Consider the following 14,657-nt stretch of genomic DNA (forward strand, 5'->3'; position numbering starts at 1 on the left):
AGAGTGGGACTTAAGTACATGAAAATTGCTGTAATGAGTCTTTGATACTCGTGAATGAGTCTTTGATACTCGCGGACGAGTCTTTTATACTCTTGGATGAGCTTTTCATACTCACGGACGAGTCTTTTATACTCTTGGATGAGCTTTTCATACTCACGGACGAGTCTTTGATACTCGCAGACGAGCCTTTGAACTCCATTAATGAACTTCGGAGCTTCGTTGATGAACCTTTGCGCTTCATTAATGAACCTCGGAGCTTCGTTGATGAGTCTTTACAGCAATTCAGGTGAGAGAATCAGGATCTATGCCGAGCGATCGCAATCTTTCTGCTAATAATTGGGCGCGTCTTTCAGCTTGTTGAGCCTGTTCTTGTGGTGTTAAAAGCCTTTGCCATTGACGATCGTACCAATACAACCACTCGCGCGGAATGCCTAGATAAGTTCCCCGTTCCATGCCAATTCCTAAACCAATCTCTGGCAACCAAACGGGATTACCATCATGTAATTCATAAGTATTATTAACTAATTTGTAAACTTCTAAACGTGGCTTACGACGACGAAATGGATTGTAAACCACATAATACAAAAACCCTAATCTTGCATACTCTGCTTTTTTGGTCGAATACTCACCGCGATATGTCTGAGATACCACTTCCAGTGCTAATATCGGTAGTTTCTTCTCTTCCCAAAGTACATAACTGGGACGGAGGTTTTCATCATAAAATCGCTCTACCCCCAAACTCAAAAATCCATCTGGCACGATTGGCGGTAAATCTGGGTCATAATAAATCCCCATATCTATACCAAAAAACCAATCCATTCTTTCTGGCCATGCCATTGCGAGTATTGCTTTGAGTAAACCGGGAATTAAATCTTGTAATTCATTATCCACAGGGGTATCGTCAGAGTCTGGCAGTTCCTCGGATGAGGGCAAACAAGCTAATGGATCGTAATTTAGCATGATAGGTTTACCGTTTCTCAGTTATTAGTACATCTTTATTTTATTAATGAATTTTGATAGCAATTCAGCACATCTTAATTTTATTTGCAAACATAGAGAGCAAAACATCCCCGACTTCTTTAAGAAGCCAGGGATGTTTTGCTCATTGGATATTAATTTTCCACTTGTTTGAGTTTTTGAAAAATTTCATCAAGTGGTGACTCAGATTCATCAGGACAAAATTCTAAAGCAAGTCTAACTTTTCCTTTTTTCCATCCCAAAGTACTAAATTGTAAAACTTCACAATTTAATCCTTGGGTATACAAATTTACTTCATCTGTTTCTTCTGCTCCAACATATTCTTTAATTGCTGTAATCAAATCACGGACTTTAAAGGTTTTAGCAATATTTAACTTATTAAAAGTGTCTGGTTCTATAGACACAACTTCATCATGGTTTAGTCTTTCGAATCCATCTTCCATAAAAATCTCCTGTCAATAAATCTATATTTTCCAGAGATATAACAGTTCATCCGAAATAAAATGATAATTTAGTCATTGGTCATTGGTCATTAGTCCTTGGTTATTATCGTAATAATTTGTGTATTGCACAGAGGGGGAAAGAAAAACTCTTCACCCCTCTGCGTTTCAACTTAAATACTTAACTCACCATAGTTTTACGCGGGATTTTACTAAGTCCTGAGTTATGAGTAAAAGTAAAATACTCAATACTCAGTACTGTCTTAGTGAGGTTCTTAAAAAAACCAACCGTAAGAATGCAAACCTTTACCCAAAAGATTTACACCGAGATAGCAAACCCAAACCACAAGCAAGCCGGTAGAGGCTAAAATTGCGGGACGACGCCCTTGCCAACCGCGAGTAATTCTGGCGTGAAGGTAGGCGGCGAACACTAACCAGGTGATTAATGCCCAAGTTTCTTTCGGGTCCCAACTCCAGTAGGAACCCCAGGCTTCGTTAGCCCAAACGCCACCGGCAATGATGCCAATTGTCAGCAGGGGAAATCCTAGTCCGATGATCCGATAGCTGATGTTGTCGAGGGTTTCGGCAAGACTAAGGCGTTGGGGTGAAAGAGGTTCAGTAGATGCAACGGTTTGAGATTCAGGGGTAGTTACTAAATTCAAAACAGCAGTGTTACCGTTACTGTTGCCGTTGCTACTAGTTTCAAAACGGGCAAAGCCGTTATTTTCGACAGCAGGGGTTGGTGGTTGAGAAATTAGTTCAGATGCTTTGTGCAAGCGGTAGCCGTTGCTGCGATAGCCACCAGTACCAACAGAACTACCTTGTAGTTGGATGTTTTGACCACGAGTGACAATTAAGAAAGCGATCGCTAATAACGAACCCACCATCAAAGCAGAATAACTCAACATCATGACGCTGACATGCATCATCAGCCAATTGGACTTCAAGGCAGGTACTAGGGGTTCTGACGCTTGCATCTGCGATGGTAGTGTCATAGTAGCAAAAGCTGCGATCGCCATTGCCACCGGAGCTGTCGCAACTCCTACTAAACGGCTACGGCTACTATTTTCAGCAATCAGATGGACGGCGGTAATTCCCCAAGTTAAGAAAAACAGAGATTCATAGAGATTACTTAAGGGAAAGTAACCAGCTTCAATCCATCGTGCCCCTAATAGAGTAGCAATGCCCAAATTTGCGATCGCCATCCCAGCTGTCCCCAAAGCGGCTAGATAAGGCAGATTCGGAAAAGCCGCTCCTCCCCAATACACCAGCATTGTTAGGAATAATATGGCAAAGGACGCATTGTCCAGCCAGTTCTGGAGTACAACCAAATTCATAAAGTCTTCTCTCCGTGGATGATTTAAAATATCGATTCTGACTGTTTTGATCCTATATGTTAAGAGGGGAATCGGGAATGGGGCATTGGGGATTGGGTACAAGGGGCAGAGGGGAAAAACTTACTGCAACTTCTCCCCTGCTTCCCTACTTCCCACTCCCCTATCTAACAGAGTTACTCTTACTCCCTTCTGGACTAGGCAATGTAGTCGCGTTAGTAACTTTTTTAAGTTCGATAAAAATATCGTAACGGTTACTGCGATTGTCGCTGACAGCAGATGTCATCCCAATTGAGCGCGTTGCATCTAGCAAAGTTTGTTGATTGGGAATTAGAGTTGGTAAAGGGAAATTTTTCACAGTTCGTTCCACGTCCAAGAAAAATTGACCATTCGTCGGATTGGGTTCTGTAGGAACTGTTTTTTGGAAGGGAAGAGTGCCAGCTAGTGTGTAGTTAGGTTTGGGAACAATTTTATCGGTGATGGGAGCGCCGACTACCAAGAAGGCGACATCTCCATCTAACCAACCGTGGGTGGCAGTTAATGTACCATAAGGTGATATCCAGTTAACAACGGGTTGACCTGCAACTTTCCCCGGTTGTACTTGGAACTGGTATTGATTTTTCATCACTTCATCCAGCTTACTGATGGATGTTTCAGCTGATTTGCGTAGGCTTTGCCCGCCGTCGGCATCGCTTGTCTGTACCATGAACAGCAAACCCGCACGAAAATCATTTGGTGAACCTTCTTTTGGAGTAGCAGGAATTACTGATAACGAAAACTCCCCTTTCATCCAACTAAGCAAATCTTTATCTAAATCAAGATCGGTAAGAGATTTTATACCACCTCTAATCTGTTCTGGTGCGATCGGTGATAGAGGATTTCCTTGAGATGTTAAAACATAGTCTCTCCACAACCTCTGTAAGTTACCACCAGTCAGCATCATTAAGGTTTCCGCTGGTATGCGGCTTTGCATTTTCCCAGCTTTGTTTTCCACCACCAGCACACGTTGACTATTAGGATTTAACCAAGAAACGCCCTTGAAGCGGATTCCTTCTGACTCTAAAGTTATTGTCCCGGCTAAACCTTGGTTATTTTGCAGTTGAGCCAAAACTTGAGCAGGTAAAGGGCGGTTTGGAGAAGCTGCGGCTATTTTCGCTGCTGTTGGCACATTTACATAAAACTGGGCAAAGGGTTGATAGTTGGCAATTTTCGGGAAATTCTCCGCAAAGCCTCCAGTTGTGGCTAGAGATGTTTTATTTTTGTAAGCATCGATCGCTCGTTCTGTGGCTTTGGGGCTATCAGTGATGACTACAAAACGCCCATCTAGTAATGCAGCCGAGAAGTTTTGCCCCGTTTGCCCCTCACTTTGTTTAATGGCGATCCCTTGATAAGTACGGTCAATCCATTTGCCTTGTTTAAGGGTTTTGGGTTGTGCCAAAATGCTTTTGGCGATTTCTGAATTTTTTACTGGTAATACCATTACCATCGACTGCTGATCGCTAGCAGCATCTTCATTGGTGGTAACTGGTTTGGGTGCAGGTTTATTCCCTGTAGCTGGGGCAAGAATTGCGATCGCAATGTCATCGCCTACCCAAGGAGCGATATCTTTCTGGAAGTCATAACCATTATTAGTCAGAAAGCGATCGCGTAACTGAACTAAATTTTTGTCCAGTTCTGTTTGGGTTTCTTTTGTCCCAAACTGCCGCAATTTCTGCCACTGCTGGGGATCTGTTGTTAAGGAAACCGCAAACAGGGCATCACCAGGAATAATATTTGCACCTACTAGCAAATCGCTAGAAGATATTTGTCTCTGAGCTAACAACCAGTAGGCCACACTCCCCGCACCAATCAATAACCCAGCAGCCGAGAGCGTCAGCACCAGAGACGGGTTCTTATTTTTTTTCATCTGAACAGACACAAGAGGCGGTGCCATTGAAACCTGTACCTTATACTTGCAAACTTATTACTTGCTTGATTAGTCAAGTACACCAACAGTATTACCCATTCTTTAGAGCAGTTAATTATATTAAATTTTTCTACCCTAGATGCTGATGGTACTTCGATAATTAACTTTCCGTAGTCTTTTAAAAGCTATGTTTTTGGCTCAGTTACCATTTTTAACACGCTTTGTTGAATTTCGTAGGACGTTTCCCAGAGATTAATTCCTCTGTCGGAAAGTTTCCACAAGTAAATCTGTTATTCCAAGTATTCCAAGCAATTCAGGGAATATAACATTTTTTTCGGAGTTACAGAAATTAGCGCCTTTCCATCACTCTCAGAAAACAATAATCGAAGCAGAAAACTGAAACTATGACTAAATGAAGGTTTGAGGCTTTATTTTCTAATATAAATTCAAAAATGTAGCCAAAACCTGGAAAGTTAAGTCTCGTAAGCCTTGCAGCGATTGCTTTCTCCAAGAGTGATGGAAGAGGGTTAGGGACTTCCAAGAAATAAATTATCCAATCTTGTGGGGTGGGCATCTTGCCATAGGTGTCAACTTAACGCTAAACCCGCTTGGTGACAACGTTTTGCCCTCACCCCCAGCCCCTCTCCCATCCGTGAGAAGGGAGCTAGACATTCAATTCCCCTTCTCCCAAGGGAGAAGGGGTTAGGGGATGAGGGCGTGAGGGATTTGCAAAATGCCTGTCCGATATAGTTTTCGGCTTAAGTTGACACCAATGGCATCTTGCCCGCTTTTGGTTACTGGGCGGGCGAGACGCCCACCCCACAATAAATAGTTGGATATTTTTTTATTTGGAAGTCCCTTATATACAATCAGAACAGAAAACTCTAGGTATTGTAATGGTTTTAGCGATTGCTCTCAATTTACCTTAAAGTATTACCCCGCTCTAAGAACTCTATTTTTATGCGATTTGGTTGGAAAATCGTCCTATCGGGACTTAAACACTTTGGAGGCAGAAACAAGCCTCAAACCCATGTAGAGCAAGGGAAATACACCAAATACTCAAAAACAGCCCAAACCCAGATATATCAAGAAACTAAGCGAAAGGATGTTAAAGACTTTCTGTACATAGGTTTGAAGCTCTTTTTTGGGTATTTTTTGTCTAAGTCCCACTACCACTATTGCTTTCCTCTCAAGGCATTAATGCCTCTTGCCATCTCAAAATAAGCGAACATACAGATATAACTAACTGGACAAAGCTGCAAGCCAATTTGAGCTACTTGTCTTTGCTCGGTAGCGATCGCCCACCTATACTTGCAACTCAAATCCAGGTAGTATATCTTCTCCAGAAACAATCGCTGGCATTTGTACAACTTCTACAGCTTTTAAAAGTCGGTAAATTTCAACCTGGCGATCTTGAGGATTAATCAGCCAACCCAAGCACAGACCATTTTTAATGTATTCCTGCATTTTCTCTTGAATTGGTGCAAGGCGATCTGTGTCCGAACGCAGTTCAATCACAAAGTCGGGTACAACGGAAATTTTTTTCGTTGTTCTGGTGTTAAAGCTTCCCACCGCTCCAATTTTACCCAAGCAGCATCAGGAGAACGTTTTGCACTGTTGGGAAGTATAAAGATAGTTGAAGAACTAAAAACTTTCCCTAATTTAGCTTGACGATTCCAAATTTCTAAATCAGCAATCAGTCCAGCTTCCTGATTTCCGCTTTCTCCTCCTACTGGTGGCACAATTATTAATTCTCCAGATGCGTTCATTTCCAGGCTTACATCACGATTGGCAATACACAATTGATAAAATTGCTCATCGGTTAAATGAGCAATCGGTTCTAGATTTAGCACAACAGTATTCATTAAACCTTTCCTCGTGTCTTTCTTGCTAACATCAGTGGGAAATTATTGCTTGTTGGAAGATTTCTTGAGGTGTAATTTGTCGGGAAGTGCGAGAAATTCTTTGAGGGTGAGTTGGGTTTTGAGTTGAATCATAGAGGACTTACGCAACTGGCACAGTGCGATCACTAAACAACGGCAAACCATCACCGAAAACTCATTAGTTTAACGGCACTACTACCAGAAGCGATCGCTGCAACAATAATTCAACGTTCCTTTGATAATTTCATTCCATGATTTCAGCTACTTAGTTTTACTCGATAGCGATCGGACTACATCATGGCTTCTTACTGATTTTTGGAATTTAATTGCATAGCCCCCAAATATTTGGTCAAATAAGGTGAAAAAACTTCATAAATTAATGTCAGTGGCTGCCCATGATGCCAAAACAAGTAGTGGCGACCCCAAAAAGGCCCAGCTACACCAAAACCGGACTCTAGAGCCAATGAGTCACCGTAGTAAATTCCTCGAACATCTCGATACAATTCTGTGCGAAGACGAGCTAAACTTGCCCAAATTGGTAATGAACGGTTTTGTAAATACTCATCGACATGACTGGCTTCCCACCACGAAGTAGCATAGGCTAATCTTTGACCAGAAGCGGTACGCAGCCATACTTGTCGTCGTAATCGCGGTTCTGGGACAGCTTGGATTAACTCAGGAGCAGCATCCAAGTCAATGCCAATCAATGACATATCAATAACATCTACTTCTACAGGCTCACCTGTGAGCAATTCTAAGTGACGTGTTGGAGAGCCGTCACCCAAAAGCATTAGCTGCCATGCAGGTGCTAGCTGAGTGTGAGGTAAACTTTGTTGAATTATTTCCTCCCCTCCTTGCCAAATCGGAGTGAGGCGATGCCAAGCTGGTGGCAGTGTTAGGTTGTTTGTCGGCGGAAAAGAAATAGTCAATGCTTTTTACAAAACTTCACCTATTTCTATAAAAGCATAAAAAACTAGTACTTTGACAAGGCAATGCTTAATATGTAGTAAGCACTGAGTGGTTCCGAAAAGGACTAAAGTCTTCACTACAAACTTAATATTTAAGGGTCAATAGTCTAAGGTTTTTTGACCTGTGACTATTGACCCTATGCTTAAACAAGCAAAAATGCGGATGGGGAGACTCGAACTCCCAAGGCAAAGCCACACGCACCTCAAGCGTGCGCGTATACCAATTCCGCCACATCCGCATGGTTTCTCTAAGAATAGACTATAGCATAAGAAAATAATTATAGTAAGGTGATATCTAAATTCAGTTGCTCAAAAATATAAATTTTCTCAAGGCGGTATCAGACTGACAGAAATTTAGCAGTTGTACAAGTGATATTGAAAAGGGTTAGAGCTACTAGAGCGACTGTATTCGGCGGGGTGCGATCGCGTATCCGTCTGCTGTAGGCGATGTCTACGACGGGCTACGCCTATGCAAAAGCCCAGCTTGGTAGTCTAGCCAAGACTTACAGCAGCAATGTTGTTAGTGTAGTAAGACCCGTAGAGGCAGCAAGCCTGCAATATGCAAGTTTGCTTAGGATCAGGGTGGCGAATCTCCTGCAATAATTTGAAATAATGCGGAAGCGTTGTTTCAAGTTGGATCAGAGAAAATGTCAATCTACTGGTAATGATATCGAAACTAAAAAATGAAGTTTGACAAAATATTAATTGCCAATCGGGGAGAAATCGCCCTTCGCATTCTCCGCGCCTGTGAAGAAATGGGAATTGCCACAGTTGCGGTTCACTCCACCGTTGACCGTAATGCTCTGCACGTCCAACTTGCTGATGAAGCGGTTTGCATTGGCGAACCTGCTAGCAGTAAAAGTTATTTGAATATTCCCAATATTATTGCTGCTGCACTGACGCGCAATGCTACTGCCATTCATCCAGGCTATGGTTTTTTGGCAGAAAATGCCCGGTTTGCGGAAATCTGTGCCGACCATCATATTGCTTTTATCGGCCCAACTCCAGAAGCTATGAGACGGATGGGCGATAAATCCACTGCCAAAGAAACCATGCAAAAAGCTGGAGTCCCGACAGTACCAGGTAGTGAGGGATTGGTAGAATCCGAGCAAGAAGGATTAGGATTCGCCAAGGATATCGGCTATCCAGTGATGATCAAAGCTACAGCAGGTGGCGGTGGACGGGGTATGCGCCTAGTTCGTTCTGAAGACGAATTTGTGAAACTTTTTCTCGCAGCCCAAGGCGAAGCAGGAGCAGCTTTTGGGAATTCTGGCGTTTACATAGAAAAATTTATTGAACGTCCCCGCCACATCGAATTTCAAATTTTGGCGGATAACTACGGTAATGTCATCCACTTGGGTGAACGAGATTGTTCAATTCAGCGCCGGAATCAAAAGCTGTTAGAAGAAGCTCCTAGTCCGGCTCTCGACCAAGACCTACGTGAGAAAATGGGACAAGCTGCTGTCAAAGCGGCCCAATTCATTAACTACAGTGGGGCGGGTACTATTGAGTTTCTCTTGGATAGATCCGGTAAATTCTACTTTATGGAAATGAACACCCGGATTCAAGTAGAACACCCTGTAACAGAGATGATTACGGGGATTGATTTAGTTGTTGAACAAATCCGCATTGCCCAAGGAGAAAGACTCAAGCTGACCCAAGAGCAAGTAGTATTACGAGGTCATGCGATCGAATGCCGAATCAACGCCGAAGATCCCGACCATGACTTTCGCCCTTCTCCTGGACGCATCAGTAGCTATCTCCCCCCTGGAGGGCCTGGTGTGCGGATTGATTCCCACGTTTACACAGATTACCAAATCCCACCCTACTACGATTCCTTGATCGGCAAGTTAATTGTTTGGGCACCAGACCGGCCCACTGCGATTAACCGGATGAAACGCGCACTGAGAGAATGTGCCATCACTGGACTACCTACCACCATTGGGTTTCATCAAAAAATTATGGAAAATCCACAGTTTTTACAGGGTAACGTCTATACAAATTTTGTGCAGGAAATGAACGGTTAGGGAAGTAGGAAGGTTACAGGGTATAGGTTACAGGGAACAGGGTTCATAAGCTATAGCCTGTAACCTATATCCTGTAACCTAATTTACACGAGATAGCATAGTCAGCAATCCTTGTTGACCTAGTAGGATTTCTCGCAGCAGGCTAAAGATACCAACCCAAATAATAGGTGTAATGTCTACCCCGCCTATAGGTTGCACCAGCTTTCGCAACGGGATTAAAAATGGCTCAGTGGGCCAAGCTATTAAATTAAACGGCAAACGATTTAGATCCACTTGCGGATACCAAGTGAGAATGATACGAAATATAAATAAAAATGTCATCACCCCTAACACAGGGCCAAGAATCCAAGCAGTCAGGTTAACACCAGTCATCGGTTTCAGGTACTATCTATCTGTAAAGAAAGAAAAAACTTAGGCAACGGCTATGTGCATTTTGCGACGCCGATTAGCCCATCGTAGACATCGCTAAAAAGTTTTAAGCTTTGTAAAGCACTCCGATCATCATTTTAACCAAATGCTGTCACTTCCTTCTGAAATAGAAAAGTGAACTCGCCCACGTGGTTAATTCAACAAATGGTGAAAGTAGTTACCAAGTTTGGCAGTTCCGAGTTAGAGGCTTCTCAAGAAAGTAATACACTATTAAAATTAGGATGAACTGTGTAAAAAAAGGTTGAGAAGTATGACGCCTTCTTTAGCAAATTTTCTTTGGAGTCTGCTGTGGGGTACAGCAATTGTTGTAATACCCGTTACAGTTGGTCTAATTTTCATTAGCCAAAAAGATAAAATACAGCGTTCATAATGCTTATGAGAGTTAATTTAACTCTCACAATCGATTGTCTGTCAGCTATCTACATTTATTTCACCAAAAGCAGCATAAACTGCGGCTGGTGGCAGTTATAGATGACAGACATAGGTATTTTTACTTTTCGGTGAATAGCTTCAGAGCTTCTTTGCTAGAGGCTTTGAAGCTTCAATATATCGTGACTAATTAGAGTAGTGATTTTAATTGTGACTCGCTAACATAGATTTGATATTGGGAAAACAGCAATGATAAATTTTGGGCTGAACTCAGCCAGTTTTCTGGCTCAGGTTAATTTTGGGGCAAACTCAGCCAGTATTCTAGGAATTTTCCTGGCTGTGGCTGGGGCAGCACTGTATTTTCTCCGCACTGTGCGCCCAGAATTGTCACGAGATCAAGATATCTTTTTTGCAGCAGTCGGCTTGCTTTGCGGCTTCATTCTTGTCTTTCAAGGATGGCGGCTTGACCCAATTTTACAATTTGGTCAACTGCTTTTAGTGGGCACAACTGTATTTTTTGCAGTTGAAAGTATTCGCCTGCGGAGTATAGCTACCCAGCAAGCAAAGCGTAACACTCCGATTGTGGACGATGAGCGAGAGGTAAGCGGAAATTATTCAATGAACCGTAACCGCAAGAGGTATGGGGCTGAGATGGAGGCAGACTTAGATCCACTGCCTTATGAAGACGAGGAAGAACGCCCAGTGCGTGCCCGCATTCGCGGTAGCAGGGATGAGATTTCAACTCGTGATGACTATTACGAGGAACAACCCCCCCGTCGCACAGAACGCCGCAACAGTAGCAGTAGTGAAAGACAGCCTCCATCTGATAGAACGCGTCGGCGGACTTCTGGTCGTCCCGTGAATCGCCCTTCTGAAAGCTCTGAAGATGAAAATTGGGGTTCTTCATCTAGGCAAGTTGATGATTGGGAAAGTTCGGGTGGGGAAGTCAGAAAACCTTCTCGTCGTAGTAATAACGGGTCTGGGCGTCCCGAAAGTCGTGAAGATGATGTTTCTTCCAGACCGAGAAGGCGTCGTCCACCCACTGACTCAACTCCTCGAAGACCGCGCGAAGATGATGATGCGATCCCAACTGATTATGCGCCATACAGCCCAATGGAAAAACCAAATGACGGACCAGATAATTTGACCGATTTTGATGACGATGTTTAAAACAGTTGGCGTGCAAGTAAGTTTAGAGGCGACGGAAAACAGTTGAGGTGGAAAAATTTACGCCTACATTTTGGCTCCAAAGACCAATTCATTGGAGCCTGGTTTTTGGTTTAACAAGTTTGCTTGTATCTTGTGGTACTAACGATATTCCCATAGGGCCTACTTCTCTTAACAGTCGCTACACCGAGGAGCAACCTGCTTTGAGTGGAAATGGGCGCTTTTTAGCGTTTGTATCTAATCGGAATGGTAATCAGCAGCTACTAGTGTACGATTTGGAGAGGCAAGTATTTATTGGTACACCTGGGATAAACCGACAGGAGACAATTGCCGAAAGTCCAAGTTTGAGCTACACAGGGCGTTATATTTCTTATCTTACTAGCGATCAAGGTAGACCAGTGGTAGCGCTTTACGATCGCGCTACGCAACAGTCGCAAATTGTCACACCAATTTATCGCGGCTGGGTTAGAAAACCAAATATAAGTCCAGATGGACGTTATGTTGTCTTTGAAACTGCCACTCGTGGTCAGTGGGATATTGAAGTCTTAGACCGGGGGCCAAATATTGAGTTAGATATTCCCAACGGTGCAACCGTAGGTTCACCTCCGTAGGGGAGAAAGTTAGGAGTTAGGAGTTAGGAGTTGTGAGACTATTGACTAATTACTAATGACTAATTATATGAAACGTGTTTTTTTTATACCTGTATTTTTCTGTTTAAGTTTATTGACTGGGTGTTTTGGCTACCCTCGCCTTTTGAGTTATCCCTTTGATCCAGGGGGTCGGAGTCTCAATAGTTTAGCGTCGGAATTAAACCCCCAAATTTCTGGGAGATACATTGTTTTTATTACTGACCGACGCGGTAGCCAAGATGTTTATATGTTTGATACGGTAAATCGTGATTTGGTTGATTTGCCAGGTTTAAATTCCTTTGATGCGATCGCAAATCATCCTAGCGTTTCACAAGATGGTCGTTATATTGTATTTGCGGCTAGCCGTCAGGGGCGATCGGCTATTTTTCTCTACGACCGAGAAACACGCCAATCACGGAATTTGACCAATAACCTGCAAGCCGAAGTCCGTAACCCTACAATTAGCGCTGATGGTAGCAGAATCGCTTTTGAGTCTAGTAATAATGGTCAGTGGGATGTTTTAGTATATGACCGTTTTGGACGACCGTTGAATATACCTCAAGAACCGCGTTGAACTAAAGTTAGGAGTTAATAGTTAGGAGTTAGGAGTTAGGAGTTAAAATTCCTCACTCCTAACTCCTCACTTCTAACTTTTGTTTTCTACTTGTTGCACAGATTCAATGAGCGATCGCACTTGTTCCGTCCCCTCAGAAGCTTCAAATGATAGGGGAAACTTACCTCGGAGGATCATCCGCAAACCGAGGGGTGCAAGACTGAGTAATCCTTTTAAATCCCGAAAATAATTACCGACTACTTGTACACCAAATTGACGTTCATCAATCCAACCACCTTCTTTAACTAAATCTACCAATACTTTCCGGTGACGAATTGAGCGACTATCGCTGGCTTGTTTCTGGGTGAGAATTTCTTGTTTAACTTTGGTGATTTGTTCTAATGGTGCAACTTCCATTGGACAAACTGAATCGCAGTACAAACAACGGGTGCAACCCCATACGCCTTTAGTACCTTCGTTGTAGCTTGCTAAACGATTTTCGGTATCGCTATCGCGGGAGTCTGCTACCATTCGGTAAGCTTTGGCAAGGGCATGGGGACCTACAAAGTCTGGATTAACTTCACGAGCGTTGCATTCAGAGTAACAAGCACCGCACATAATACAGTTACCAGTTTGATCGAGGCGCGATCGCTCTTGTGGTGTTTGCAAAAACTCTCTTTCTGGTACTTGTCGTGCTGCCGTACTCACATAAGGGGCAACTGCCTCTAGATTATTCCAAAAGCTGCTCATATCTACAACTAAATCTTTAATCACGGGCATATTGCCGAGAGGCGCGATCGTGATTTCAGCAATAGCATTTACTTTACTTTGGGATGATGGTATTTGTTGTAATCTGGCAAGTTCACTCCCAACATTTTCTTTACAAGCTAAAGCCGAACGCCCATTAATTCGCATAGCACAGCTACCACAAATAGTATTGCGGCAATTTTTGCGAAATGCCAAAGTTCCATCTTGCTCCCACTTAATTTGATTGAGGCAATCCAAGATTGTATTACCTGGTTCGGCTTCCACAAGGTAGGTTTGCACAACAGGGGAGGAATTTTGTTGCTGTCGAATGACCTTAAAAATAACTTCCATAACTACTAACCAAAATTTTAAAATTACTTCACCAGCCTCAACAATCATGAGTCAAAGCAGGTAGTTGCGAAAAGTGAGTTACACTTTTTTGCCCCGAATTCAAACCCTGGTGTTAATAGGCTGACGATTCAAGAGCGACTGATTCTAGTTTAAGGATAACCATTCAAATTTTACTTGTAGTAGCGTTGTAGGCAAGATTTTCGTCAAATTCTGAGTTAAACGCCAAAAATGTAATTGCAGCTTTGCATTAAATTTCCCTGTTTAGGAATGTAAAGGAAAGAGGGTTTGCTTAAAAAGTAACTTAAGTTGATCTTTGACCTAGCGATCGTATCCAAATGAAATGTATGTGAAGTTAGCAACATCTCTTGATGTCAACTTGAGTCAAGCAGTCCTGACAGTAAAATTTCGTCAATTGGTAGCGAAGGCAGGATTTTTTGATTATATAGATGTATGAAAGCCCATGTTTAATATATAGTAGTGGCAATCAAGCACTAGGCAGATGTTAAGAGATTTGTTCTTCCCATAGACAGACGTGCAAAATCCTCTGACTGCTTTTGACCTGAAGATAATAAACCGAAGAAAAATCCCCACCACTTTCAAAGAAAAGTTAGAGCACCGCGAAACCCGGAGGTGAGAGACTTTTCGCTTTTTGGCTTGCTCTCAATCAAGAAAATATGGGATTGAACTCATTGGTCAAAACTGCTCGTCTCAATTATATAAATTTTTATAAAAGCCAGATAGCAATGCTCACGCTTGCAATAAAGGGTTAAGAAAATCGTCACTGCTTTTTTCTTCTTTTAGTCCAGGAATTTAAATAAAAATTTACCAGCAACTTTAATTCAAAATTAAACAACTATTTTGCTATTATTAGTCCAT

13 protein-coding genes, 1 tRNA gene and 1 pseudogene are annotated in these 14,657 nt (G+C 42.6%); 5 read left to right on the forward strand and 10 right to left on the reverse strand.

Going from position 1 to position 14,657, the window contains the following annotated elements; genetic code table 11:
- Positions 1-282: 282 nt before the first annotated feature.
- The 8 genes and pseudogenes from CDG76_RS16600 to CDG76_RS16635 all read right to left on the reverse strand — a co-directional run bounded on the left by CDG76_RS16600 (position 283) and on the right by CDG76_RS16635 (position 7,748).
- Complete coding sequence (locus tag CDG76_RS16600; protein WP_094350094.1) at positions 283-960, reverse strand: Uma2 family endonuclease; 678 nt, start codon at positions 958-960, stop codon at positions 283-285.
- A gap of 152 nt (positions 961-1,112) precedes the next feature.
- A complete protein-coding gene (locus CDG76_RS16605) occupies positions 1,113-1,421 on the reverse strand; it encodes a KGK domain-containing protein (protein ID WP_094350095.1) in 309 nt (102 codons plus the stop codon).
- 272 nt (positions 1,422-1,693) lie between these two features.
- A complete protein-coding gene (gene ccsB / locus CDG76_RS16610) occupies positions 1,694-2,755 on the reverse strand; it encodes a c-type cytochrome biogenesis protein CcsB (protein ID WP_094350096.1) in 1,062 nt (353 codons plus the stop codon).
- 160 nt (positions 2,756-2,915) lie between these two features.
- Positions 2,916-4,685: a DUF3352 domain-containing protein gene (locus CDG76_RS16615; protein WP_094350097.1), complete on the reverse strand. Its 1,770-nt coding sequence runs from the start codon at positions 4,683-4,685 to the stop codon at positions 2,916-2,918.
- Between the two features lie 1,278 nt (positions 4,686-5,963).
- Positions 5,964-6,523 (reverse strand): annotated as a pseudogene (locus tag CDG76_RS16625) (Uma2 family endonuclease).
- 42 nt (positions 6,524-6,565) lie between these two features.
- The gene (locus tag CDG76_RS37360) at positions 6,566-6,706 is read right to left on the reverse strand and encodes a hypothetical protein (RefSeq protein ID WP_190240871.1); all 141 of its coding nucleotides are present in this window, start codon (positions 6,704-6,706) and stop codon (positions 6,566-6,568) included.
- A gap of 140 nt (positions 6,707-6,846) precedes the next feature.
- Positions 6,847-7,470 carry a chorismate lyase gene (locus tag CDG76_RS16630; protein WP_094350099.1) on the reverse strand — a complete coding sequence of 208 codons (624 nt, stop codon included), beginning with the start codon at positions 7,468-7,470 and terminating at the stop codon, positions 6,847-6,849.
- A 197-nt stretch (positions 7,471-7,667) separates the two neighbouring features.
- A tRNA-Leu gene (locus CDG76_RS16635) sits at positions 7,668-7,748 on the reverse strand.
- A 444-nt stretch (positions 7,749-8,192) separates the two neighbouring features.
- Between CDG76_RS16635 and accC the strand changes: the two genes are divergently transcribed.
- Positions 8,193-9,536, forward strand: coding sequence for an acetyl-CoA carboxylase biotin carboxylase subunit (gene accC / locus CDG76_RS16640; RefSeq protein ID WP_094350100.1), 1,344 nt, complete (start codon positions 8,193-8,195; stop codon positions 9,534-9,536).
- A gap of 78 nt (positions 9,537-9,614) precedes the next feature.
- Here the strand turns inward: accC and CDG76_RS16645 are convergent, their stop codons facing one another.
- Positions 9,615-9,908: a YggT family protein gene (locus tag CDG76_RS16645; RefSeq protein WP_094350101.1), complete on the reverse strand. Its 294-nt coding sequence runs from the start codon at positions 9,906-9,908 to the stop codon at positions 9,615-9,617.
- Positions 9,909-10,215: 307 nt separating this feature from the next.
- Between CDG76_RS16645 and psbX the strand changes: the two genes are divergently transcribed.
- From psbX to CDG76_RS16665, 4 genes are all read left to right on the forward strand, one after another.
- Positions 10,216-10,335, forward strand: a complete 120-nt coding sequence (gene psbX / locus CDG76_RS16650; protein WP_012412183.1) for a photosystem II reaction center X protein — start codon at positions 10,216-10,218, stop codon at positions 10,333-10,335.
- A gap of 248 nt (positions 10,336-10,583) precedes the next feature.
- Positions 10,584-11,504: a Ycf66 family protein gene (locus CDG76_RS16655; protein ID WP_094350102.1), complete on the forward strand. Its 921-nt coding sequence runs from the start codon at positions 10,584-10,586 to the stop codon at positions 11,502-11,504.
- Between the two features lie 47 nt (positions 11,505-11,551).
- The gene (locus CDG76_RS16660) at positions 11,552-12,112 is read left to right on the forward strand and encodes a TolB family protein (RefSeq protein ID WP_094350103.1); all 561 of its coding nucleotides are present in this window, start codon (positions 11,552-11,554) and stop codon (positions 12,110-12,112) included.
- 67 nt (positions 12,113-12,179) lie between these two features.
- The gene (locus tag CDG76_RS16665) at positions 12,180-12,704 is read left to right on the forward strand and encodes a TolB family protein (protein WP_094350104.1); all 525 of its coding nucleotides are present in this window, start codon (positions 12,180-12,182) and stop codon (positions 12,702-12,704) included.
- A 72-nt stretch (positions 12,705-12,776) separates the two neighbouring features.
- Here CDG76_RS16665 and CDG76_RS16670 read toward each other — a convergent pair whose 3' ends face one another.
- Positions 12,777-13,781, reverse strand: coding sequence for a succinate dehydrogenase/fumarate reductase iron-sulfur subunit (locus tag CDG76_RS16670; protein ID WP_190240899.1), 1,005 nt, complete (start codon positions 13,779-13,781; stop codon positions 12,777-12,779).
- Positions 13,782-14,657: the final 876 nt, after the last annotated feature.

Origin of the sequence: Nostoc sp. 'Peltigera membranacea cyanobiont' 210A (genome assembly GCF_002246015.1) — a bacterium.
Classification (GTDB): Bacteria; Cyanobacteriota; Cyanobacteriia; order Cyanobacteriales; family Nostocaceae; genus Nostoc.